This window comes from Streptomyces sp. NPDC057854, from assembly GCF_042797055.1.
Lineage (GTDB): Bacteria > Actinomycetota > Actinomycetes > Streptomycetales > Streptomycetaceae > Streptomyces.
Map to the genome: position 1 here is coordinate 227,650 of NZ_JBHVMF010000007.1, position 22,510 is coordinate 250,159.

General features: G+C 75.3%; 19 protein-coding genes. 9 read left to right on the forward strand and 10 right to left on the reverse strand.

The window, feature by feature from the left end; all coding sequences use genetic code 11:
- Positions 1-47 precede the first annotated feature (47 nt).
- Complete coding sequence (locus ACFVQZ_RS13205; RefSeq protein ID WP_030493426.1) at positions 48-893, forward strand: NAD(P)H-binding protein; 846 nt, start codon at positions 48-50, stop codon at positions 891-893.
- Between the two features lie 80 nt (positions 894-973).
- Here ACFVQZ_RS13205 and ACFVQZ_RS13210 read toward each other — a convergent pair whose 3' ends face one another.
- The 4 genes from ACFVQZ_RS13210 to lanL all read right to left on the reverse strand — a co-directional run bounded on the left by ACFVQZ_RS13210 (position 974) and on the right by lanL (position 5,855).
- Complete coding sequence (locus ACFVQZ_RS13210; RefSeq protein WP_383621658.1) at positions 974-1,837, reverse strand: ABC transporter permease; 864 nt, start codon at positions 1,835-1,837, stop codon at positions 974-976.
- Entirely contained in the window at positions 1,834-2,883 is a 1,050-nt protein-coding gene (locus tag ACFVQZ_RS13215) for an ATP-binding cassette domain-containing protein (protein ID WP_383621660.1), read from the reverse strand. Before ACFVQZ_RS13215 ends, ACFVQZ_RS13210 begins: the two co-directional genes overlap by 4 nt.
- Before the next feature lie 93 nt (positions 2,884-2,976).
- On the reverse strand, positions 2,977-3,132 hold the full coding sequence (locus ACFVQZ_RS13220; protein ID WP_383621663.1) for a VenA family class IV lanthipeptide: 156 nt from the start codon (positions 3,130-3,132) through the stop codon (positions 2,977-2,979).
- Between the two features lie 44 nt (positions 3,133-3,176).
- Positions 3,177-5,855 carry a class IV lanthionine synthetase LanL gene (gene lanL, locus ACFVQZ_RS13225; protein ID WP_383621666.1) on the reverse strand — a complete coding sequence of 893 codons (2,679 nt, stop codon included), beginning with the start codon at positions 5,853-5,855 and terminating at the stop codon, positions 3,177-3,179.
- 271 nt (positions 5,856-6,126) lie between these two features.
- Here lanL and ACFVQZ_RS13230 point away from each other — a divergent pair, with 271 nt between their 5' ends.
- Both ACFVQZ_RS13230 and ACFVQZ_RS13235 read left to right on the forward strand, forming a co-directional pair.
- Positions 6,127-6,801 (forward strand): HEAT repeat domain-containing protein, encoded by a 675-nt coding sequence (locus ACFVQZ_RS13230; RefSeq protein WP_383621669.1) that lies wholly within the window; start codon positions 6,127-6,129, stop codon positions 6,799-6,801.
- A gap of 3 nt (positions 6,802-6,804) precedes the next feature.
- Positions 6,805-7,809, forward strand: a complete 1,005-nt coding sequence (locus ACFVQZ_RS13235; RefSeq protein WP_383621672.1) for a HEAT repeat domain-containing protein — start codon at positions 6,805-6,807, stop codon at positions 7,807-7,809.
- Positions 7,810-7,859: 50 nt separating this feature from the next.
- Here the strand turns inward: ACFVQZ_RS13235 and ACFVQZ_RS13240 are convergent, their stop codons facing one another.
- Positions 7,860-8,915: a saccharopine dehydrogenase family protein gene (locus ACFVQZ_RS13240; protein ID WP_383621675.1), complete on the reverse strand. Its 1,056-nt coding sequence runs from the start codon at positions 8,913-8,915 to the stop codon at positions 7,860-7,862.
- 119 nt (positions 8,916-9,034) lie between these two features.
- Here ACFVQZ_RS13240 and ACFVQZ_RS13245 point away from each other — a divergent pair, with 119 nt between their 5' ends.
- Positions 9,035-9,997, forward strand: coding sequence for a helix-turn-helix domain-containing protein (locus ACFVQZ_RS13245; protein WP_383621678.1), 963 nt, complete (start codon positions 9,035-9,037; stop codon positions 9,995-9,997).
- A 30-nt stretch (positions 9,998-10,027) separates the two neighbouring features.
- On the opposite strand, the gene ACFVQZ_RS13250 is transcribed toward ACFVQZ_RS13245, so the two are convergent.
- Positions 10,028-12,082, reverse strand: a complete 2,055-nt coding sequence (locus tag ACFVQZ_RS13250) for a phosphocholine-specific phospholipase C (RefSeq protein WP_030493434.1) — start codon at positions 12,080-12,082, stop codon at positions 10,028-10,030.
- A gap of 293 nt (positions 12,083-12,375) precedes the next feature.
- Here ACFVQZ_RS13250 and ACFVQZ_RS13255 point away from each other — a divergent pair, with 293 nt between their 5' ends.
- Positions 12,376-13,188 (forward strand): SDR family NAD(P)-dependent oxidoreductase, encoded by an 813-nt coding sequence (locus ACFVQZ_RS13255; RefSeq protein WP_383621682.1) that lies wholly within the window; start codon positions 12,376-12,378, stop codon positions 13,186-13,188.
- Positions 13,189-13,210: 22 nt separating this feature from the next.
- Here ACFVQZ_RS13255 and ACFVQZ_RS13260 read toward each other — a convergent pair whose 3' ends face one another.
- Entirely contained in the window at positions 13,211-13,600 is a 390-nt protein-coding gene (locus ACFVQZ_RS13260) for an ArsR/SmtB family transcription factor (RefSeq protein WP_383621685.1), read from the reverse strand.
- Positions 13,601-13,756: 156 nt separating this feature from the next.
- Positions 13,757-14,131, reverse strand: a complete 375-nt coding sequence (locus ACFVQZ_RS13265; RefSeq protein ID WP_030493437.1) for a hypothetical protein — start codon at positions 14,129-14,131, stop codon at positions 13,757-13,759.
- Positions 14,132-14,356: 225 nt separating this feature from the next.
- Here ACFVQZ_RS13265 and ACFVQZ_RS13270 point away from each other — a divergent pair, with 225 nt between their 5' ends.
- A complete protein-coding gene (locus ACFVQZ_RS13270) occupies positions 14,357-15,025 on the forward strand; it encodes a class I SAM-dependent methyltransferase (RefSeq protein WP_030493438.1) in 669 nt (222 codons plus the stop codon).
- Positions 15,026-15,114: 89 nt separating this feature from the next.
- Positions 15,115-17,619, forward strand: a complete 2,505-nt coding sequence (locus tag ACFVQZ_RS13275; RefSeq protein WP_383621688.1) for an ADP-ribosyltransferase domain-containing protein — start codon at positions 15,115-15,117, stop codon at positions 17,617-17,619.
- 85 nt (positions 17,620-17,704) lie between these two features.
- Here ACFVQZ_RS13275 and ACFVQZ_RS13280 read toward each other — a convergent pair whose 3' ends face one another.
- Positions 17,705-19,306, reverse strand: coding sequence for a glycerol-3-phosphate dehydrogenase/oxidase (locus ACFVQZ_RS13280; protein WP_383621691.1), 1,602 nt, complete (start codon positions 19,304-19,306; stop codon positions 17,705-17,707).
- Positions 19,303-19,902: a TetR/AcrR family transcriptional regulator gene (locus tag ACFVQZ_RS13285; protein WP_030493440.1), complete on the reverse strand. Its 600-nt coding sequence runs from the start codon at positions 19,900-19,902 to the stop codon at positions 19,303-19,305. The genes ACFVQZ_RS13280 and ACFVQZ_RS13285 overlap by 4 nt, the downstream gene beginning before the upstream one ends.
- Before the next feature lie 74 nt (positions 19,903-19,976).
- Between ACFVQZ_RS13285 and ACFVQZ_RS13290 the strand changes: the two genes are divergently transcribed.
- Positions 19,977-21,572, forward strand: coding sequence for an FAD-binding oxidoreductase (locus ACFVQZ_RS13290; protein ID WP_030493441.1), 1,596 nt, complete (start codon positions 19,977-19,979; stop codon positions 21,570-21,572).
- A gap of 31 nt (positions 21,573-21,603) precedes the next feature.
- A complete protein-coding gene (locus ACFVQZ_RS13295; RefSeq protein ID WP_030493442.1) occupies positions 21,604-22,485 on the forward strand; it encodes a diacylglycerol kinase family protein in 882 nt (293 codons plus the stop codon).
- The last annotated feature ends 25 nt before the right edge of the window (positions 22,486-22,510 follow it).

Sequence of the window (22,510 nt, forward strand, 5' to 3'; positions counted from 1 at the left end):
CCCAAGCAGTCAGTCAGTCAACTAACTCACTCACTTCGGGGGTTCTCATGATCACGGTGACCGGCGCGACGGGCAACATCGGCAGGACGCTCGTGGAGCTGCTGACCGGCGCGGGCGAGGAGGTCCTCGCCGTCTCGCGGCAGCCGCGGCCGGCCGAGCCCGCGGCCGGGGTCCGCTGGATCCAGGCCGACATGGGCACGCCGGCCGGACTGCGGTCCGCGCTCGACGGGTCCCGCGCCCTCTTCCTGCTCGTCGGCGGCGAGCTCAACAGCCACGGCGAGGACCCGGCCGTCCTCCTCGACGCCGTGCGGGACTCCGGCGTCGAGCGGATCGTCCTGGTGTCGTCGCAGGTCAGCGTCACCCGGCCGACGGCGCTCTCGCACGCCCGGCTGCGCGCGTTCGAGGCCGCCGTGCGCGCCACCGGACGGGACGCCACCGTCCTGCGCCCCGGCGGCTTCGCGTCCAACGCGTTCGCCTGGGCCGAGACGGTCCGCACCCGGCGTACGGTCCTCGCCCCGTTCGGGGACGTGGCCCTGCCGGTCGTCGACCCGGCGGACATCGCCGCCGTCGCGGCCGTCGCCCTGCGCGAGGACGGACACGCGGGCCGTACGTACGAGCTGACCGGCCCCGAGGCCATCAGCCCGCGCCGGCAGGCGGAGGTCCTGGCGGAGGCCCTGGGGGAGGAGGTCGCGTTCGTGGAGCTGTCCCGGGCCGAGGCCCACGCCCACCTCGCCGGGTTCATGCCGGAGGACGTCGTCACCGGCACCCTCGACGTCCTCGGCGTCCCGCTCCCGGAGGAGCAGAAGGTCAGCCCCGACGTGGAGGCGGTCCTCGGCCGGCCGGCCGCGCCCTTCGGCGCGTGGGTGGCCCGCAACCTCCCCGCCTTCCGGTGACCCGGGGCCGCCCCGGTCACTCGGGGCGGCCCGGGGCCACCCGGTCGGCTGCCCGGGGCGGGTCGGCCACCCGCCCCGGGTCACTCGGGGCGGCCGAAGCGGCGGGCCGCCCACAGCAGCGCCAGCACGCCCGCGGCCAGCAGCAGACCCGCCTCCAGAACCAGCGGCGGCTGCTGCCCCGCCCATTCGACCGTCGCCGCCGACGGAGGGCCGGGGACCCGCAGGTCGACGGAGCGGCGCAGCACGTCCACGCCGTACGCGAGCGGGTTCGCGGCGGCCAGGGCCTGCGCCCACCCCGGCAGCGACCCCAGCGGGAAGAAGCCGCCGGACAGGAACAGCAGCGGCATCATCACCAGGCCCAGCAGGGTGTGGAACGTCTCCGGACCGCGCAGTCCCACCGCCAGCGCCAGGGACAGCGCGGTCAGCGTGAACGAGACGAGGAGCATGCCGCCGAACAGCATCACCAGCAGTACCGGGTCGTACGGCAGCCCGACCGCGCCCGCCAGCGCGAGCAGGACCGCGCCCTGCACCGCCGCCACCAGCGTCCCGCCCGCGCAGCTCCCGAGCAGCAGCGTCGTCCGCCCGACCGGGGCCATCAGCAGCTCGCGCAGGTACCCGCTCTGACGGTCCGTGATCAGCCGGATGCCGACCATGATGGCCGGCGTCTGCACGGTCATCATCAGCATCCCCGGGTACAGGTACGTCCGGTAGCCGACGCCCAGCGCGGCCTCCGGGATCAGCGCGGCCAGGCCGCCGCCCAGCAGGAACAGGTACAGCACCGGGTGGAGCAGCATCACCGCGGTGGGCACGCGCTGCCGGGCCAGCCGCAGCAGGTCCCGGTGGACCAGGGCGTGCACCGCGCGCAGTTCGCGCCGGATCCGGGACGGACGGGACGTGCGGGGCGGGGCGGCGCCGTCGGGGCGCGTCAGCGGGAGCGTCGTCATCGGCCGCCGCCCCCCGTCCCCTCCGGACCGGTCATGCTGCGGCCGGTGTGGTGGAAGAAGACGTCGTCGAGGGTGGGCGGGGTCGCGGAGGCCGCGTGCACGGCGACGCCGTGGACCTCCAGCGCCGCGCACAGCCGGGGGATCCAGGCGCTGCCGTCCGGCAACCGCAGCCAGATCCCGTCCGCGTCCGCGTGGACCGTGCACTCCGGCGGGACGAGCAGCCGGACGACCCGGCGGGCCGCCGCGTCGTCGTTCGTCCGCAGCACCACCCGGTCGTCCCCGATCGCCGCCTTCACCCCGGACGGCGTGCCCTGCGCCACCAGCCGCCCGCCGTCGATGATCGCGAGCCGGTCGCAGTGCTCCGCCTCCTCCAGGTAGTGCGTCGTGACGAACAGCGTGCTGCCGTTCCGTTCGCGCAGGGCCCGCAGGTGCTCCCAGATCAGTGCCCGCGCGTGCGGGTCGAGGCCGGTGGTCGGCTCGTCCAGGAACAGCACACCGGGCTCGTGCAGCAGCTGGCGGGCGATCTCCAGGCGCCGCCGCATGCCGCCCGACAGGGTGCGGACCGGCGAGCGCCGCCGGTCCGCGAGACCGGCCAGGTCCAGCACCTCCGCCGTGCGGCGGCGCACGTCGGCGCGGCGGAGCCCGTACAGGCGGGCGTGGACGCGGAGGTTCTGCTCGGCCGTCAGATCGGGGTCGAGGGCGCTGTGCTGGAAGAGCAGCCCGACCCGGCGGCGCACGCGCTCGGGCTCGGCGACGACGTCGGCGCCCGCCACGGAGGCCCGGCCCGACGTGGGACGGGCGAGCGCGCACAGCAGGGCGATGGTGGTGGACTTGCCGGCGCCGTTGGGACCGAGGAAGGCGAAGGTCTCGCCCCGGCGCACGTCCAGGTCCAGGCCCCGCACCGCGTGGGTGAGGGTGCCGTCCGGTCCGCGGTAGCTCTTGACCAGCCCGCGGGTGCTGATGGCGTACGCGGCACCGGCCGGCGCGGCGGCGGGCGGGCCGGGAGCGGCGGGGGCGGTCTCGTGGTCACGGGCGTCGAGCTGCATGGTCCGGTCCTCGTCCAGGCGGTCGGGCGGGCGGGGCCTCCCCCGGCCCGCGGCTGCCCCGGGACAGCCGCGGACCGGGGGAGACGGGACGCGCTACGCGCAGCTCACACCGATACAGACGGTGTTGAGGAGCGTGAGCAGGCCGACGCACTCGCAGGTCGCCGCGAACGGCGCCCCGTCGACGCCGACCGGCTCGGTCTCCGGAAGGGCGTGCAGGCGGGCGAGCAGTTCGAGGTCCTGGTTCTCCATGGCAATCTCCTTCTTCCGTGAGGTGGCGGCAGGCTCTCTGCCGCTCAGACCGGCTGCTGGACCATCCAGTGCCGGGGCTCCGAGGGGTGGCGCACCCGCATGAGGAACGCCAGGATTCCGGCGGATCCGTCGCTCCACCCCGTCGACACGTCCCCGTACTCGTTGGGGAACACGACGTGGGCTCCGCGGTGGGACCGTTCGGAGACGATGAGACGGGCCAGCGCCTCCGCGCCCGCCCGGTGGGCCGGGTCGCCGGTCGCGTCGGCCAGGTCGAGCAGCAGGTCGCCGTTGCCGGCCAGGCCGTGGCACTGCGTGAGCGCGGCCCGCGAGGCCCGCTCCACCACGGCCGGCGCGGACCGGCGGGCGAGGTCGCCGAACCGGTCGTCGCCGGTCGCCCGCCACAGCCGCACCAGGAACGCCCCGATGCCGCCCGAACCGTGGCACCAGTACGGCGCCGTGGGCACGTCCCCGGCCTGCGCCGGCCACTGCGCCGCGCCGCCGACGTCCACGGCGTGCGCCACCAGGTGCTCGCCGGCCGCCACGGCCAGCGCGCGGTGCGCCGGGTCGCCGGTGACGGACGCGGCGGCCAGGAGGAAGCAGCCGATGCCGGACGTGCCGTGGGCGAAGCCGAGGTACCGCTTGCCGGCCTCCTCCGCCACCGCCTCCGCCGGCACCGGCCAGCTCGCCCCCGGACCGTCGCGGTCCGCGGCGTCCGCCAGCCGGCCGGCCGCGTCCGCGACCACGGCGGCCAGGCGCGGGTCACCGGTGCGGTGCCACAGGTGGACGGCGGCGAGCCCGCCGCCCGCCGTGCCGTGCGTGATGTCGTGGCTGGGCGTCGGCTCCTGCGGCGCGAGCGCCAGGGCCAGCGCGTGGTCGGTCAGCTTCCCGTCGCCGAGGACGCGCCCGGCCTCGTACAGCGCCCACGCGGTGCCCCGGGTGCCGAAGTGCAGACCGGGACGGGCGGACCGCGCGTCCGTGCGGTCGGCGATCCAGCGCCCCGCCGCGGCCAGCGTGTCCGGCAGGCGCGGATCGCCCGTGAGCGCGAAGTACCGGGCCAGCACCGCCAGGACACCGGCCGCGCCCTGCTGCACGGTGCACGGATCGGTCTCGCCGGCCCGCGTGGACACCGGCCACAGACGGTGGTCGTCCTCGGGCGTCATGGTGTCGACGAGGTGCCGCACGATCCCGGACACGACGGCGTCGAGGGAGGGTGGCACTGCTGTCGCCGCGTTGTCGCGCCGCGCCGGGGCGGCGGCGGAGGACGGGCGGGCCGCGGCCTCCAGGACCGCGCGGGCCCGGGCCGGGTCCCACCGGGCCTCCGGGTCGTCCCGCATCAGCCCGAGGATCACCTCCCGCATGCCGTCCGGGAGGCGTACGGACCCGGCGCAGGCGGTCAGCCAGTCGGCGAGCCGCTCCTCCGCGGGCCGGTCCGCAGGCTCCTCGTCCAGCAGGTTCGGCACCTTCCCCGTCAGGACGAAGCACACGGTGGCGCCCAGGCTGTAGGCGTCGGCCGTGGGGGAGACCGGCGCGTCCCGCAGCCGCTCGGGCGCGCTGAACCCGGGCGTCCCCACCCGCGTCGGCAGCGCCTCGTCCTCCGCCAGGACGGCCAGCTCCAGGTCGATGAGGCGCAGTTCCCCGTCCGGGCGGACCATCACGTTGCCCGGCGTGAAGTCCCGCAGCACGCACCCGTGGGCGTGGGCCGCAGCCACCAGCTCGACCAGCCGGCCGGCCTGCGCGACCGCGGCGGCCCCGTACCGCTCGGCGCCCACGTCGCGGAAGTGCTCGGCGACCCAGGTGCGCAGCGGGACGCCCGGCACCTCCTCCTGGGCCAGGAACAGGTGCCCGCCGTGCTCGAACATCGCCAGCGGCTCCGGCGCCAGGCCGGTGCCCCGCAGCTTCTCCAGCGCCCGCGCCTCGGCGCGCAGCCAGTCGCGGACGTCGAAGCCGGAGGCGTCCGCCTCCACGTGCGGCCGGGTCTCCTTGATCACGACGGGCGCGCCGGTGCGGACGTCGCTGCCCCGGTAGACGCCGCCCTTGTTGGTGTGCCGGATCGCCTCCCGTACCGCGAACCGGCCGCCGAGCACCAGCGGACGGGCCGCCGCCCCGGCCGGGGGAGGCGCGGCGGCCGCCGGCGCGGGGAACGGGCTGACCGCCCACTCCGGCGGCGTGTACCGGCCGGTGCGCCGGTCCTCCACCGGGTTGCCGTCCGGGTCCTCGACGTACCAGACCAGCAGCCCGTCGGCGCCCAGCCTGCGCCGGGCGACGAACGCGCCGTACCGGTAGTGCACCAGGCTGCCGGCCGCGTACTGCTGGTCGGACAGGATCCGCGGCCCGGCCAGGCCCGCCGTCGCCCGGTGCAGCTCCGCGGCGAGGCGGGCCGCGTCGGCGTCCGACCGCGGGTAGACGGTGACGAACTTCCCGGAGCTCCCCCGGGGGGTGGCACGGGAGTTGAGCGCGCTCACCTGCTCCAGGGACCGGGCGAACTTGAACCCCGACGTGTCCCGCAGCAACACCTCCAGGGACCGTTCCAGGACCGCCGGCGCGGAGCCGGCCGTCGCCGACACGTGGAGCTTCCACCCCTGCGTCCGCCGCTCCCCCTGGCGCGGGGCCACCCGGCACCACTGGGCGTCGGAGTCGGTCGTCCAGCGCGCGCCCGTACCCGTGGCGTCCAGCGCTCGATGGAGGAGGTCTTCCAGAACGGTGTCGGTGGCCTGGCTCGTCATGCCCATCCCTCTCGACTGCGGGAACCGCTGGCCGGAAGGTGCCCGGAGCACGTGCCGACCCCACACGCCCGCCCCCGGATTCACCGGTTCCGGCGAGCGCGCGCCGGAGTTGTCCCACCGAGAGGCGCGCCCGGCGCGGAACGGCGCACAGCGGCTCGCTCGGGGGCGGTCACGGCCTTCGAGGGAGGGCGGGGAGCGGGCGGCGGGCCGTGGGGCGCTTGACCTTGACACGGTGACAAGGTCTTCACTGCGGGGCGAGGAGGTGGTCCCGATGACCATGACGGAACAGGACCCCGGCGGCGTACGGCGGGCTCTGCGGGCGCTGGAGGACGCGAACGCGTCGGTGCGGCTGCGGGCCGCGCTGGAGGCAGGGTCGGCGCCCGACCCGCGGTACGTGGACGCGCTGGTCGAACGGTGCGCGGTGGAGCCCGAGTTCTTCGTCCGCGACATGCTGACCTGGGCCCTGACCCGGCACCCGGTGGAGCGGACGCTGCCCCGGGTGCTCGGCGAGCTGGGGGCGGAGTCCGCGCGGGCCCGGAGCCAGGCGCTGCACACGCTCTCCAAGCTGGGCGACCCGCGGGCCTGGCCGTCGATCACCCGCGGGCACCTGACCGACGCCGACGACGAGGTGGCGCGCGCGGCCTGGCGGACGGCGGTCCTGCTGGTCCCGGACGGCGAGGAGCGGGCCCTGGCCGAGGTGCTGGCCACCCAGCTCGGACGCGGCGGGCGGGAGACGCAGCTCAGTCTCAGCCGCGCGCTGACCGGCCTCGGCTCCGTCGTCGAGCCGGTGCTGCGTGCCGCCGCACGCCACCCCGACCCCGGCGTCCGCGCGCACGCCCTCGCCACCGAGCGGCTGCTGCGCGACCCCGGCGCCGGGTTCGGGTACGCGATCGAGGAGGCGAAGCGCGTCGTGGCGCTCGGCGGCGCGGCGCCCGGGGGAGACTAGGGCGTGTTGATCGGTGAGGTGGCACGCCGCTCCGGCGTCAGTGCCCGCATGCTCAGGCATTACGAGTCGCTCGGCCTGGTGCGGCCCTCGGGCCGCACCGGCTCCGGCTACCGGGAGTACCGCGAGGAGGACATCCGGCGGATCTTCCACATCGAGAGCCTCCGCTCGCTGGGGCTGTCGCTGCGGGAGATCGGCCGGGCGCTTGACGACCCCGGCTTCACGCCGGAGCGGCTCGTGGGCGACCTCATCGAGCAGACCCGGGCCCGGGTGGCCGCCGAGACCGAACTGCTCACCCGGCTCCGGCGGATCGCCGCCGCCGGCCCCGCCAGCTGGGACGACGCCCTCCAGGTCGTCGCCCTGCTCCAGGCCCTCGGCTCGGCCAGCAAGGACGCCCGCCAGCGCGCCGCGCTGTCCTCGGGCGACGAGGTCCCCGTACCGGCGGAGGCGCTGGTCGAGGCGGCCCTCGGCGAGACGGAGCCCAATGTCGCCGGCGCCCTCCGCTGGGCGCTGGCCCGTTCCGGCGACGGCTCCGCCGCCCTCCTGGCCCGTGCGCTCGACTCCCCGTCGGCGGCGGTCCGGGAGCGGGCCGTCCGGGCCCTCGCCGCGCTCCCCGGCGACGAGGCGTCGGCCCGGCTCCACGACGCCCTCGGCCACCCCGACCCGGTGGTGCGGGGCCAGGCCGCCCTGGCGCTCGGCGGGCGCGGCGAGCCCGACGCCGTCCCGGAGCTCGTGGAGATGGTCGTGGACGGCCGGAACGACACGGACGCGGCCGACGCCCTCGGCGTCCTCGCCGCCGACGACGGCGCGGCGGACGCGATCGCGTCCCGGCTCGTCGGCCGGCTCGCCGACGCGGCCACCGGCGCGCCCGCGCGGGGCCGCCTCACCCAGGCGCTCGCCGACGTCCCCGGCCCCGTCGCGTGCCGTGCCCTCGCCGACCTCACCGGCGACGCCGACCCCGCCGTGGCCCTGACCGCGACCTATCTGCGCGGTCTCCGCGACCCCGGCTGAACGGGTGGGACGTCACCGGCGGTCTGCTTCCTTGCTGAGCGGGCCGCTCGTCACCGGAGGTCTCCCTCGTCCTCGGTGACCTCCCAGGTGAGGTGGCCGGCGGCGGCGAGGGAGCCGAGGAAGCCGGCCGCGTCGAACAGCTCGCCGGCCGAGGCGACCCCGGTCGTGCGGGTCCGGCCCGTGAGGATCCGGTGCACGGCCTCCACCGCGAGCGGCGCCGTCACGGCGTAGATGTCCTGGCCGGCGGCGACGGCCCGCCGGGCGGCGCCGCCGGAGCGGACGACGACGTCCACGAGGAAGGTCTGGCCGGACCGGCCGCGCTCGTCGACCGCCGTCGGCGCCGGCGTGTCCGCGCCGGTCACGCCGCCGGCCGCCTCCGTCGACATGTAGGTGCGCACCAGGGGGACCGACAGATGGCTGGGGATGGTCACGACATCGGCCATCGTGAACTCGCCGACGACCGCGCGCGGTCCCATCGGCGCGGGGAACGGCCAGGTCAGCACGGGCAGTTCGTCGGTGTGGTACTCCAGGCGCCCGTCCGCGAACCGGACCCGCCGGCCGCCCCGGCGCTCCGCCGAGACCTTGCCGGCGAGCCGGGTGCCCTCCGTGGGCTCCCAGCCGCTCAGCCCGTACGCGACGTGCGCCTCGTCCGCCGCCGTCCAGTCGCCGGCCGCGGCGGTGGCCAGCAGGTCGCCGAGACCGCCGTAGAAGGCCATCGCGGGGAGGACCACCGTGCCCGCCTCCCGCGCGGGGCCGGCGAACCGGGCGAAGGTGTCGGCGTTGGCCTCGATCTCGGCGGCCACGTCGACGTACGGGATCCCGGCCCGCAGCGCCGCCTCGACCAGCGGCCCGGCCGTGGTCGCGAAGGGGCCCGCGCAGTTGACGACGGCGTCGGCGCCCGCCAGCGCCCGGTCGAGCGCCGCCGGGTCGTCCACCGCCGCCGGCCGCACGGCGAGACCGGGGTGCTCCTCCGCCAGCCCCTTCAGCTTCGTCGCGTCCCGTCCGGCGAGGACCGGGACGAAGCCGCGCTCCCGCAGGTGCGCCACCACGAACCGGCCCGTGTGGCCGTACGCGCCGTACACCGTCACCGTCTGTCCTGCCGCCATGAGGTATCGCTCCCGGTGCTGTGCCGCGTCCCGTCGACTGCGGCCCGTGCGACCATCCTCGAATAGTTGAAGGTGCAACGGTGAGTGTCGGAAACGACATGCCCCGTACACTTCCGGACATGACCTCCGTCGCGCTGGCCGTCACCGACGGCATGCTCCACTTCGAACTGGCCATCGCCCACGAGGTGTTCGGCTCCGCCCCCGACGCGGTGACCGTCCCCTGGTACGACCTCGCCGTCTGCGGACCCGGCCCCGTCCCCTTCGGCCCCTTCCGACTGGAGCCCGACCACGGCCTCGACCGACTCCGGGACGCCGACACCGTCGTCGTCCCCGGCTGGGCCGACGTCGACGTCCCCCCGCCCGCCGCACTCGTCGACGCCGTCCGCGCCGCCCATGCCGCCGGCGCCCGCGTCGCCTCCCTCTGCACCGGCGCCTTCGTGCTCGCCGCCGCCGGACTGCTCGACGGCCGCCGCGCCACCACCCACTGGGCCCACACCGACGCCTTGGCCGCCCGCCATCCCGCGATCCAGGTCGACCCCGACGTCCTCTACGTGGACGACGGCACCGTCCTCACCTCCGCGGGGAAGGCCGCCGCCCTCGACCTCTGCCTGCACCTGGTGCGCCTCGACCACGGCTCGTCCGTCGCCAACACCGTCGCCCGCCGGCTCGTCGTGCCGCCCCACCGGTCCGGCGGCCAGGCCCAGTTCGTCACCGCCCCGGTGCCGGACCACGAGGACCACCCGCTCACCGCCCTGTTCCCCTGGGTCGTCGCGCGCCTGGACCGGCCGCTGACCGTCGAGGACCTGGCGCGCCGGGCCGGGATGAGCTCGCGCCACCTGACCCGCCACTTCCGCGCCGCCACCGGCACCACGCCGCTGCAATGGCTGCTCGCCCAGCGGATCCGGCGCGCCCAGGAACTCCTGGAGCGCACCGACGACAGCGTCGACGCCATCGCGACGGCCACCGGCATGGGCACCGCGACGACCCTGCGCCGGCACTTCAACCGCACCCTGGGCGTCCCGCCGGACAGCTACCGGCGCACCTTCCGCACCCGCACGGCCGCCACGGCGCCGTCGCCCTGACGACGCCGCGGCCCGGCCGCGACCGGTCCGTCAGTACGTGAGGATCCCCGGGTCCGTCACGCCGTCCGCGCCCGTCTCCACGTGCCCGGCCAGCCGCCGCACGTAGTCGGTGTGGGCGGCGGACGTGATGGTGACGTCGTACCACCGCCCGGACGCCGAGAGCGGCACGGAGTGGGTGACGGTCGCGCCCCGGCCGACCGCCAGCGTCCGGGTGCCGCCCCCGTAGGCGTGGGTGAGGGTCACCGTCGTCGCCGGGCCGGCGTTGGTGAAGGTGAGGTCCAGGGAGCCGGTGGTGCCGTTGTGACGGGCCGTGACCTCCGGGACGGCGGTCTTGCCGGGGGAGCGGAAGCGGCGCAGGAAGCCGTTCGGGCCGTGCACGGTGAGGTCGGTGGTGCCCTTGGAGTACCTGGTGTTCCAGGTGTCCGCGATCGACGTGCCGGCCGCCGCCGTGTACGTCCACGGGGCGTCCGTGCGGTTCGCCGACGTCACGTAGAACTGGGCGCCGGCGGCCGGGCCGCCGCTGAAGGAGAGCCGGAAGGTGCCGGCCGTGGTGTCGGCGCTGCCGTCCACGTACGGCGCGTACTTCAGCGGACGGGTCGGCTTGGCGCCGGGCTCCTGGCGCGGCATGGTGCCGACGGCCGGCGCGGTGGCCGGGAAGTCCGGGTGGCGGTCGCGGTCGGGCGGGTAGTAGCCGGCCGTGGACGGCAGCGCGACCGGCTGCGGCTGCGCGCGGGTGAAGTCGAACGCCGAGGTCAGGTCGCCGCAGACGGCTCGCCGCCACGGCGAGATCTGCGGCTCGTGGACGCCGAAGCGGCGCTCGATGAAGCGGATCACCGAGGTGTGGTCGAAGGTCTCGGAGCAGGTGTAGCCGCCGGTCGACCAGGGCGACACGACGATCATGGGGACGCGCGGCCCGAGCCCGTACGGCCCGGCGACGTAGCCCGTCTTCCCCGGGAAGTGGTCCAGCGCGGTCGGGGTCGTCGACAGGCCCTGCGCCGCCGAGGCCGGCACGTACGGCGGGACGACGTGGTCGAAGAAGCCGTCGTTCTCGTCGTACGTGATGAACAGCGCCGTACGGGCCCACACGTCCGGGTTCGAGGTCAGCGCGTCCAGCACCTGGGCGATGTACCAGGCGCCGTAGTTGGACGGCCAGTTGGAGTGCTCGGAGAACGCCTCGGGCGCGGCGATCCAGGAGACCTGCGGCAGCCGCCCGGCCTGCACGTCGGCGCGGAGCCGGTCGAAGTAGCCCTCCCCGGCCTTTGCGTTCGTGCCCGTACGGGCCTTCTCGTACAGCGGGTCGCCGGGCCGGGCGTCGCGGTAGGTGTTGAAGTACAGCAGCGAGTTGTCGCCGTAGTTGCCGCGGTACGCGTCGCTGATCCAGCCCCAGTGGCCGGCCGCGTCCAGCCCGTCGCCGACGTCCTGGTAGACCTTCCAGGAGATCCCGGCCGCCTCCAGGCGCTCGGGGTACGTCTTCCAGCCGTATCCGGCCTCCGCGTTGTTGAGGACCGGGCCGCCGCCCGTGCCGTCGTTGCCGGTGTGACCCGACCACAGGTAGTAGCGGTTCGGGTCGGTCGAGCCGATGAACGAGCAGTGGTAGGCGTCGCAGATCGTGAACGCGTCGGCGAGCGCGTAGTGGAAGGGGATGTCGTCCCGGGTCAGGTACGCCATCGTCGCCTTGGTCTTGGCGGGTATCCACTGGTCGTAGCGGCCGTGGTTGAACGCCTTCTGGCCGCCCGCCCAGTCGTGGTTGAGCCCCTGGAGGAACTCCATGCCGAGCCGCGCGCTCTCCGGCCGGAACGGCAGCGTCACCTTCGTGCCGTCGGCCTGGTGCCACACGGACTTGCCGCTCGGCAGCGTGACCGGACGCGGGTCGCCGAAGCCGCGGACGCCCTTCATCGCCCCGAAGTAGTGGTCGAAGGATCGGTTCTCCTGCATGAGGACGACGATGTGCTCGACGTCCTGGAGGGTGCCGGTCGACCCCTGCGCGGGGATCGAGGCGGCACGGGCGATGGACTCGGACAGCGCGCTGAAGGCGACGGCGCCGCCGGCGAGCTGAAGGAACCTGCGGCGATCGAGATCGGCCATGGGGGAGCAGTCCTCCGGAAGTCGAGGGGACGGATACGGAGCGGCGGCCGGAGACCGGCGCGGAGCGCCCCAAGAAGAGCGCCCGGGAGCCACTGGCCCACGACCGTCCCGTGACTTCCCGCTGTACACCCGGCGAAATCCCCCGGGGCGCGGGCCGCTGACGCGACGCCGAGGCCGGGGGCGGGGTGGGAGGGCCGGCCCGGCGTCGCGGGCGTGGTGACATGTCCGGACAGGTGCGGCTCGTCGTGCCGTGCGCCCTTCCGCCGGGGTGCCGGCTCCGTGAAGCTGTACGCATGGACGACGACGTACGGGAACAGGACGCGCGGGACGCGTGGGGGCCGGTCGCCGTGGTGACCGGTGCGGCGCAGGGGATCGGCCGTCAGGTCGCGGAGGCGCTGGCGGGAGAGGGGTACGCCCTCGTCCTCGCCGATCTGCGGGAGCCGGCCGGGACGCTGGAGGCGGTGCGGAAGGCCGGCGCGGAGGCGGTCGCGGTGGTCGGCGACGTGACCTCGGACGCCTGCGTGGCCGAGCTGACCGCGCGGGTCTCGGGGCGGTTCGGCCGGGTCGACGTCCTCGTCAACAACGCGGGCGTCTCCCTCCTCGCCCCCGCCGAGGAGACCACCGCCGACCAGTGGCGGCGGGTCCTGGAGGTCAACCTCACCGGCCCCTTCCTGCTCTCGCGGGCACTGGGGCGGCTGATGCTGGAGGCGGGCGGCGGCTCGATCGTCAACATCGCCTCCATCGCCGGGCTGCACGCCGTCGCGGACCGGGCCGCCTACAACGCGAGCAAGCACGGTCTGATCGGCCTCACGCGGACGCTCGCCGCCGAGTGGGGCGGCCGGGGCGTGCGGGTGAACGCGGTCTGCCCCGGGTGGGTCAAGACCGAGATGGACGCCGCCGACCAGGCGTCCGGCGGCTACACGGACGCCGACATCACCGACCGGGTGCCGATGGCGCGGTTCGCCGCCCCCGGCGACATCGCCCAGGCCGTCGCCTTCCTCGCGGACCCGGCCCGGTCCGGCTTCGTCAACGGTGTCGCGCTGCCGGTCGACGGCGGCTGGACCGCCGACGCGAGCTGGAACTCCCTCCGGCTGCGCAAGCGCTGACCCGGTGCCGGGTGCCGTCTTGTCATCGCTCGCGCGGCGCCGGGACGGCACCGGCAGGGGAACCGGAACCCGCGCCGGGACCGGCGTCGGCGTGGCGCAGCTCCTCCAGGAGCTCGCTCTGCCCCACCAGCAGCTCGGTGAGGATGCGGCGGGCCGCCTTCAGCAGGTCCGCCACGTCGCCGCCGGCGAGGGCGTAGCTGACCGTCGACCCCTCCCGGACGGACACCACGATGCCCGACCGGCGCAGCACCGCGAGCTGCTGGGAGAGGTTGGACGGCTCCACCTCGATGTCCTTCAGCAGTTCCCGTACGGGCAGCGGCCCGTTCTGGAGCAGTTCCAGGACGCGGATCCGGACCGGGTGCCCGAGCATGCGGAAGAACTCCGCCTTGGCCTGGTACAGCGGCACCTGCACGCGACGACACTCCTTCCATGATCCACAGCTGGCGGCCATTGTCCCGCCTCCCGGTCCCGCCCGCCCTCGACTGATCATTTTCGGATGTGCCGAGTTGAAGATCTCTTCAAGTCGAGGGCGCACGGAGCCGCGAGGAAGAAGCCGGGGGAGGGGAGGCTACAGCTCCAGGTCCGCCTCGATGCGCTTGAGCTGGTGCCGGGCCATGGCCAGGTTCGCCCTGCCCTTGTCCAGGACCATGTACAGGAACAGGCCGTTGCCGCCCCGGCTCTTGATCAGCCGGATCAGGTGGTACTGGCTGTCCAGCGTGATCAGCATGTCCTCGATGCCGTCGTTGATCCCCAGCATCTCCATCGTGCGGATCTTCGCCCGGACCACGTCGGTGTTGCCTGCCGCCGCGACCGTCAGGTCGAGGTCCTTGCTCCCGCCGAGCGTGCCCAGGGCCATGCCGCTCGTGTAATCGACCAGCGCCACCCCCACACTGCCCTCGATCGACGTCATCGCCTCTTTCAGAGACGTCTCCACACTCGCCATCTGTAGGTGCTCCCTCGGTACTCGACGGCCCGGCACGGCGACGCGTCCGCGCCCGGGCCGGGCGGTGATCACGGACGCATCCCACTAGACACCAAGTGAGCCGCCCGCGGAGGGCTTTCGCCGGAAGACGATGCCGCGGGCATAGGACGGCACGCCGTCGCCGCGCCCCGCGCGGACCCGGACCCACCCGGGCGGGGAACGGCTCCGCCGTCCTATCGTGTGCCGATGACCTCGCACTCCATCGACCGACCGGCCGACCTCGACGCCGTACGCGACTCCTACGACCGGGTCGCCGACACCTACGCCCACATGATGCTGACCGAGGGCATGGGCGACATCCGCGTCCACCCCTGGCTGAAGGCGTCCGTCGACGCGTTCGCGGACACCGTGGGGACGCTCGGGCCCGTCCTCGACGTCGGCTGCGGCCCCGGCACGGTCACCGGCTACCTCGCGGAGCGCGGACTCGACGTCTCCGGGGTGGACCTCTCGCCCCGCATGATCGAGAACGCCCGCAGGCTCTACCCCGGGTGCCGCTTCGAGGTCGCCTCCGCCACCGAGCTCGCCCTCGGCGAGGCCACCCTCGGCGGGGTCCTCGGCTGGTGGTCGCTCTTCAACCTGCCCCGGGACGTGCTCCCCCAGGTCCTCGCCCACTTCGCGCGGGCGCTCAAGCCCGGCGGCTCGTTCCTCACCGCCACCCACGTCGGCGACGAGGACCTGGTCCGCACCGAGGCGTACGGCGGCGTGCCCGTGCGCTGGACGACGCACAAGTGGCGGCCCGAGGCGTTCGTGGCGCTGATCGAGGAGGCCGGACTGCGGACCGTGGCCGAGCTCCGGCTCCCCGGCGACCGGTTCTCCGGGCCCGGCGTCGTCGTCATGGCCCGGAAGCCCGACTGAGCCTCAGGCCGACGGCGGCCGAAGGGCGTTGTCAGTGGTGCCCGCTAGTTTCGGAGGCGTTCCAGAGGACGTTCCGACAGGGGGCTTCGATGACGCACGACCAGACGGGCACCGCGCTGCGGGTGGTACTGACGGATGTCAGCACGGCGGTGGTGGCGGCGTGGCGCGCCGCCTTCGCCGACGTGCCCGGCATCGAGATCCGGCGGGGCTCGATCCTCGACGCCGACGTCGACGCGTGGGTCACGCCCACGAACGCGGCGGGACGGATGGACGGCGGCGTCGACGCGGCGATCAAGCGGCACCTCGGCGCCGGGATCCAGCTGCGGGTGCGGCGGGCGATCGAGGACCGGTTCGGCGGGACCATGCCCGTCGGCAGCGCGGTGTGCGTCCCGTCGGGGGCGACCGTGCCGCGCTTCGTCATCTCGACGCCGACCATGGTCGCCTCCTCGCAGAACGTGAGCGACACGCTCAACGTGGCCATGGCCTGCGCCGCCGCCTTCCAGGCCGTCCACCGGCAGAACCGCAAGGCACCGGGCAGCATCCGCTCCGTCGCGCTCGTCGGGATGGGCGCCCGCACCGGCCGGGTGCCGGCCCGGGTCTGCGCCAACCTGATGTGGACCGGCTACACGCTCTTCCACGACCACTGGTTCGAGGACGACGACGAGCTGCGCGCCACCATCACCGCCCAGCTCGCGGGCATCGAGCAGACACCGCACACGACCCGGGTACGGATCACCCCGCCCCAGGGGGCACCGGCCAAAGGAGCACCGGCCAAAGGGGATCCGGCCAAAGGAGTACCGGACGGGGGAGTTCTGAGCGGCAACGCTTCCTCCGCGGCTGAACCGGGCCCGCAGCCGCAGCCGATCCAGAATCCGGCGCACCCCGCACCCTCCTCCGATGCCGCAGGTACGACCCCCGGGAGTTCCCCCGCCATGAGCGACGCGACCGCGCCCTCCACCTCCTCGCCCGCTCCCCAGCCCGACCCGAACGACCCCCTCGCCCTCGCCGAGCTGTTCACCGGCGGCGGCGAGCCGTGGCTTCCGCTCCTCAAGCCCGTCATCGAGGCCCGCCCGGACGCCCCCCAGTTCATCGGGCCCGGCCGCAGCCCGCAGGTCGTCCCGGTCCGCGAGCTCACCTTCCAGGCGCTCAAGCCCCACCCGCCGCACAAGTGGAAGGTCGTCGTCTTCGGGCAGAACCCCTACCCGCGGCCGGAGAGCGCCACCGGCATCGCCATGTTCGACAACACGTTCAACGACTGGAAGGACAGCCAGTTCGGACGGGTCGTCAGCATCCGCTGCCTCATCAAGGCGGCGGCGATGTGGAAGTACGGCATCGCCAAGAAGACGCCCATCGCCGACGTCCGCGCCCTGCTGAAGGAGCGCGAGACTGTGCAGCCGCCCGAGTGGTTCCAGGCCATGCTCACCCAGGGCGTCCTGCTCCTCAACGCCTCGCTGACCGCCAGCGCCGACGGTGCGATGGCCACCGACCAGCACACCGGCTTCTGGCGCCCCGTCGCCGAGCGGATCGCCGAGGAGATCCTGCGCGCCAAGCAGGACGCGGAGGACCCCGAGGACCGGGGCGTCGTCTTCGCCTGGTGGGGCGCGCACGCCCGCAGCCTGAAGCGGGTCGTGCAGCGGCTGGAGAAGAAGTACCCGGGCGTCGAGGTCCGCCACCTGGACCACGCCAACCCGGCCGCCCAGGGCGACATCTTCTGCGACGGCGACCACCTCGCCACGGTCAACGACGCCCTGCTGTCCCTCGGCGCCGACCCGGTCGACTGGCTGCCGAGCAAGGGATGGAACCAGCCCCCGGCGGGCGCCGACGCGGGCGCGGCCGGCGGATCCGGCGGGCCGGACGCCGATGTCGCCGCCCGGATGGGCGCCTTCATCGCCTCCACGATGGAGCTCCACCAGCTGTACCTGGAGCGCCTGACCAGCGTCCGCGACGAGGGCCAGGTCCTGCCGCCGCTGACCGGTGTGTTCGACACCCCGCTGATGCCGTTCGAGGACGCCGTCGGCCCCGTCACCAAGGTGCTGCGGGGCCTCGGCGGCCACATCGACCGGTCCCGCGAGTTCGGCAAGCGGCGCGCGGACGAGCAGGCCGGCGCCGGACTCTCCGCCGACGCCATCGCCGCCCTGTACCTCTACACCTGCGAGTCCGGCTTCTACCGGAACATCAACGCCGTCCTCCGCTCCCCGGACCGCGCCCGGGTAGTCCCGTACCTGCCGTACCTGCGGCTGCTCTTCGACGCGGTGGAGGCCCTGCCGGCCCGCACCGCACCGTTGTGGCGCGGCGTCGCGCTCGACCTGCGCGGCCAGTACCCGGTCGGCGAGACGGTCACCTGGTGGGGCGTCTCCTCCTGCACCTCCGAACTCGGCGTCGCCCGCTCCTTCCTCGGCAGCCGGGGCAAGCGGACCCTCTTCGAGGTGACGCCGGCCCGCGCCGTCGGCATCCGCAGCTTCTCCGCCTTCACCGGCGAGGAGGAGTACATCCTCGCCCCCGGCACCCAGCTGGAGGTCACCGACGTGAAGGCCGAACGCGGCGGCCTGTGCACGGTGAAGCTCAGGGAGGTGGACACCCGCCTCGTCTCCTGACACCGGCCGATGTCGCCGGACGGCCGCGCCCCGGCGCCGCACGACCCGCGCCGCCCGGCCGCCCGCCTCCGCCGCCCCGCCCGGTTCAGCGCACCCGGGGCGTGTCGGCCAGGGCGGCGCGGGCGGCCGCCTCGGCGATGGCGCGGTCCTCCGCGACCAGGCCGATGCGGGTCCGCCGGTCGAGGACGTCGTCCGCGTCGAGGGCGCCCTCGTGCCGGACGGCCCAGACCAGTTCGGCGCCGGTGACCGGGTGACCGGGCACCACGGGCTCGGCGAGCGCCGGGTCCTCGACGCCGAGGGCGTGGACGGCCGGGGCCTCGGAGCCGTACCGGTGGACGAGGCGGGCCGGCACGTCGAGCCCGGCGAGGACCCGTGGCGCGGCGGCGCCGACCAGCGGCACCGACGCGGTGCGGCACGGACCGGCCTCCAGGCCCCGGGCGGCCACGGCGGCGTCGACGGCGTCCTGCGCCATCCGGCGGTACGTGGTCAGCTTGCCGCCCACGACGGTGACGACCCCGTCGGGCGAGGTCAGCACCGCGTGCCGGCGCGAGATGTCGGCGGTCCGGCCCGCCGCGTCCCGGGTGTCGAGCAGGGGCCGCAGCCCGGCGAACGCGCCGACGACGTCGGTGCGCCGGACGGAGACGTCCAGCGCCGAGCCGAGCACGTCCAGCAGGAAGCCGATGTCCGTCTCGGGGACCTCCGGCACGTCCGGGACGGGGCCGTCGACCGGCTCGTCGGTGAGGCCCACGTACACCCGGCCGTCGCCCTGGGGGAGGACCAGCACGAAGCGGTTCGTCTCGCCCGGGATCGGGATGTGCAGGCCGGTGGAGAGCCGGCCCAGCGTCTCGGCGCGCAGCACCAGGTGGGTGCCGCGCGAGGGGCGTAGCCGTACGTCGCCGACGAGGCCGCCCGCCCACACCCCGGCGGCGTTGACGACGGCGCGCGCCCGGACGCGCAGCGTCTCGCCGGTGGTCTCGTCGCGCAGCAGCGCGCCGTCGCCGTGGAGTTCGAGGGCGCGGGTACGGGTCAGGACGCGGGCCCCGTGGGCCGCGGCGGTCCGCGCGATCGCGGTCACCAGGCGGGCGTCGTCGGACAGCCGCCCGTCCCAGGAGAGCAGCCCGCCGCGCAGCCCCGTCGGCCGCAGGGCCGGTGCGAGGTGGCGGGTCTCGACGGCGGACAGGGCGCGCGGCCGGGGCAGGGTGCCGCGCGAGGTGCGCGCCCCGACCCGCAGCAGGTCGCCCGCGAGCAGCCCGGCCTGCGCGACGGCCGCCTGCGCGCGGCCGACCAGCGGGGTGAGGGGCAGCACGAACGGCTGGGCGCGCACCAGGTGGGGAGCGGTGCGCTCCATGAGGACGCCCCGCTCCACGGCGCTCTCGTGGGCGACGTCCAGTTGCCCCGAGGCGAGGTAGCGCAGCCCGCCGTGGATGAGTTTGGAGCTCCAGCGGGAGGTGCCGAACGCGAGGTCGTGGGCGTCGACCGCGACGACGCTCAGCCCCCGGGTGGCCGCGTCGAGCGCGGCCCCGGCGCCGGTGGCGCCGAGTCCGACGACGAGCACGTCGACCGGGCCGCCGGCGTCCGCCAGCCGGTCGAGTTCCCGCCGGCGGCGCTCGGCGTGCAGCGAGGAACCGGGCAGTGGGGAGCCGGGCAGCGAGGAGCCGGGCAGGGCGGTGCCGCTCGTGGGGTTCACGGGGTGAGGGTCCTCTCCAGCAGGGTGCGCAGCTCGCCCAGGAAGGCGGCCTCGCTCAGTTCGGGATCGGTCTCGTCGGTCATGGTGCGCAGCGAGAGCGTGAAGGACTGGACGACCAGCAGCAGGGAACGGGCCTGGAGTTCCACCCGTCCGGGCCGCACGGACCCGTCCGCGTGCCCCTCCTCCAGGGCGGTGTGGAGGAGCCCGAGCAGGGCGTCCTGGCTGGCGCCGCGCCGGTCGAGGACGTACGGCAGCAGCAGTTCCGGGTCCACGTCGAGGATCTTGTGGAAGAGCGGGTGCGCCCGGAAGGCGGCGGCGCCCGCGACGAGCCCTTCGACGATGCGCTCCCGCACCGGCCGGTCGTCGTCGGGCGGGGGCATCGCCCCGGCGGCGACGCCGATCCACTCACGGGTCATCAGATCGCCGACGAGGCTGCGCACGTCGGGCCAGCGCCGGTACAGGGTCATCCGGGAGACGCCGGCGCGCCGGGCGACGTCGGTGAGGGTGGTGCGGCGCACGCCGACGGCGAGCACGCAGTCGCGTGCGGCGTCGAGCACGGGATCTGCGTCTGCATGGTTGTGACGAATGGGCGTCATCTGTCACAGTGTAATGCCAGTGCGGGCCGAGCGGCAGCGCCGCCCGTGAACCAGACCGTGAGGAACCTCTCGAAGTGGACATGTTGTGGAGCGGCTGGGGCGACCCGGCCAAGGCGGCCCCCCTGCCCGACGCGGTCACCGGCCTCCTGCGCGACCTGCTCGGCGTCACCCCCCGCGAAGGCGGCCCCACCGACCTCGCCGCCGTCGCACCCCCCGCCCCCGCCCTCACCGACGAGGCCCGCGCCGCGCTCCGCAAGGCCGTCGCCGCCCCCGACGGCGTTCGCGACGACGCCGAGTCCCGCATCCGTCACACCCGCGGCAAGTCCACCCCCGACCTGCTCCGCATTCGCGCCGGCGAGGTCGACGACGTCCCCGCCGCCGTCGTCCTCCCCGCGGGACACGACGAGGTCCTCGCCGTCCTCGCCGCCTGCGCCGAACACGGCCTCGCCGCCGTCCCCTTCGGCGGCGGCACCTCCGTCGTCGGCGGCCTCGCCCCCACCACCGACCGCCCGTTCGTCGCCCTCGACCTGCGCCGCATGGACCAGCTGCTCGCCGTCGACGAGGTCTCCCGCACCGCCACCCTCCAGCCCGGCCTGCGCGGCCCCCGCTGCGAGGAACTGCTCAACGCCCGCGGCTGGACCCTCGGCCACTTCCCGCAGTCCTTCGAATGGGCCTCCGTCGGCGGCTTCGCCGCCGCCCGCTCCAGCGGCCAGGCGTCCGCCGGCTACGGACGCTTCGACGAGATGGTCCTCGGCCTCACCGTCGCCACCCCCGAAGGCACCCTGGAGACCGGCCGCGCGCCCCGCTCCGCCGCCGGCCCCGACCTCCGCCAGCTCGTCCTCGGCTCCGAAGGCGCCCTCGGCGTCATCACCGCCGTCACCGTCCGCATCCGCCCCCTCCCCGCCCGCCGCGTCTACGAGGGCTGGCGCTTCGCCTCCTTCGAGGCCGGCACCGCGGCCCTCCGCCGCCTCGCCCAGGACGGCCCCCGCCCCACCGTGCTGCGGCTCTCCGACGAGTCCGAGACCTTCGTCGGCCTCGCCCAGCCCGACGCCATCGGCAGCGGCGCGCTCCCGCCCGACCCCGGCTGCATGGCGATCGTCGGGTACGAGGGCACCGAGGAGGACACCACCGCCCGCCGTGCCGCCGCCCGCGAGGTCCTGCTCGCCTGCGACGGCACGTACCTCGGCGAGGAGCCCGGCGACCGCTGGGAGCACGGCCGCTACCACGCCCCGTACCTCCGCGACGCCCTCCTCGACGCCGGCGCCTTCGCCGAGACCCTGGAGACCGCCGCCTTCTGGTCCGCGATCCCCGGCCTCTACACCGCCGTCCGCGACGCCCTGACCACCACGCTCACCGAGGCCGGCACCCCGCCCCTCGTCATGTGCCACATCTCGCACACCTACGAGAACGGCGCCTCCCTCTACTTCACCGTCGTCTCCGCGCAGGGCGACGACCCCGTCGCCCACTGGGAGCCGGCCAAGCGGGCCGCCAACGACGCCATCCTGACGGCAGGCGGCACCATCAGCCATCATCACGGCGTCGGCACCGACCACCGCGACTGGTACGCCCGGGAGATCGGCCCCCTGGGCATCCGCGTGCTCCAGGCCGTCAAGGCGGAGATCGACCCGTCCGGCGTGCTCAACCCCGGCGTCCTCGTCCCCGTCCGCTGACCCCCTCTCCCGCCGCCCGGAGGTCCGATCCATGCGCCAGTTCACCGCCGTCGTCAACCCCACCGCAGGGGGTTCCAGCGGCACGGCCGGCCTGCTCCCGCTGGCCCGGCTGCTCCGGGAGGCGGGCGCCGGCCTCGACACCGTCTACAGCCGCAGCCTGGAGCACGCCCGCGAACTCGCCCTGCGGGCGGGGGAGCGGGGCCACGTGGTCCTCGCCGTCGGCGGCGACGGCATGGCCGGCGGGATCGGCGGCGCGCTCAGCGGCACCGGCACGGTGCTCGGCCTCGTCCCCGCCGGCCGCGGCAACGACTTCGCCCGCGCCCTCGGACTGCCCACCGACGCCCCGGGGCTCGCCGCCGTCCTCCTCGGCGCCGAGCCCCGCGCCGTCGACACCATCGAGGTCGAGTCCGCGCGCCACCCCCGGACCTGCGTCCTCGGCAGCGTGTACGCGGGTGTCGACGCGGTCGCCAACCGGCACGCCAACGCCTCCCGGATCCTGCGCGGCGCCGCCTCCTACTACGCCGGCGGCCTGCGGGCCGTCCTCGCCTGGAAGCCCGCCGCCTACCGCGTCACCGTCGACGGCGTCCGCCACGAACGCACCGGCTACACGGTCGTCGCGGCCAACTCCGGCTTCTACGGCTTCGGCCGGAACATCGCCCCCGGCGCCCGCCTCGACGACGGCCTGCTCGACGTCGTCGTCATCCAGCAGGCCCCGAAGCACCTCTTCTTCACGATGATGAACGAGCTGAAGACGGGCGCGCACCTGAACCGCCCCCAGGTCGAGATCCTGCGCGGCAAGGAGATACGCGTCGAGGCCGACCGCCCCCTGCCGTACGGCGCCGACGGCGAGGTCGACGCCACCCTCCCGGTCACCCTCAGGGTCCGCCCCGGCGCCCTCCGCGTCCTCGCCTGACCACGCCGGACCCCAAGTCCCCGCC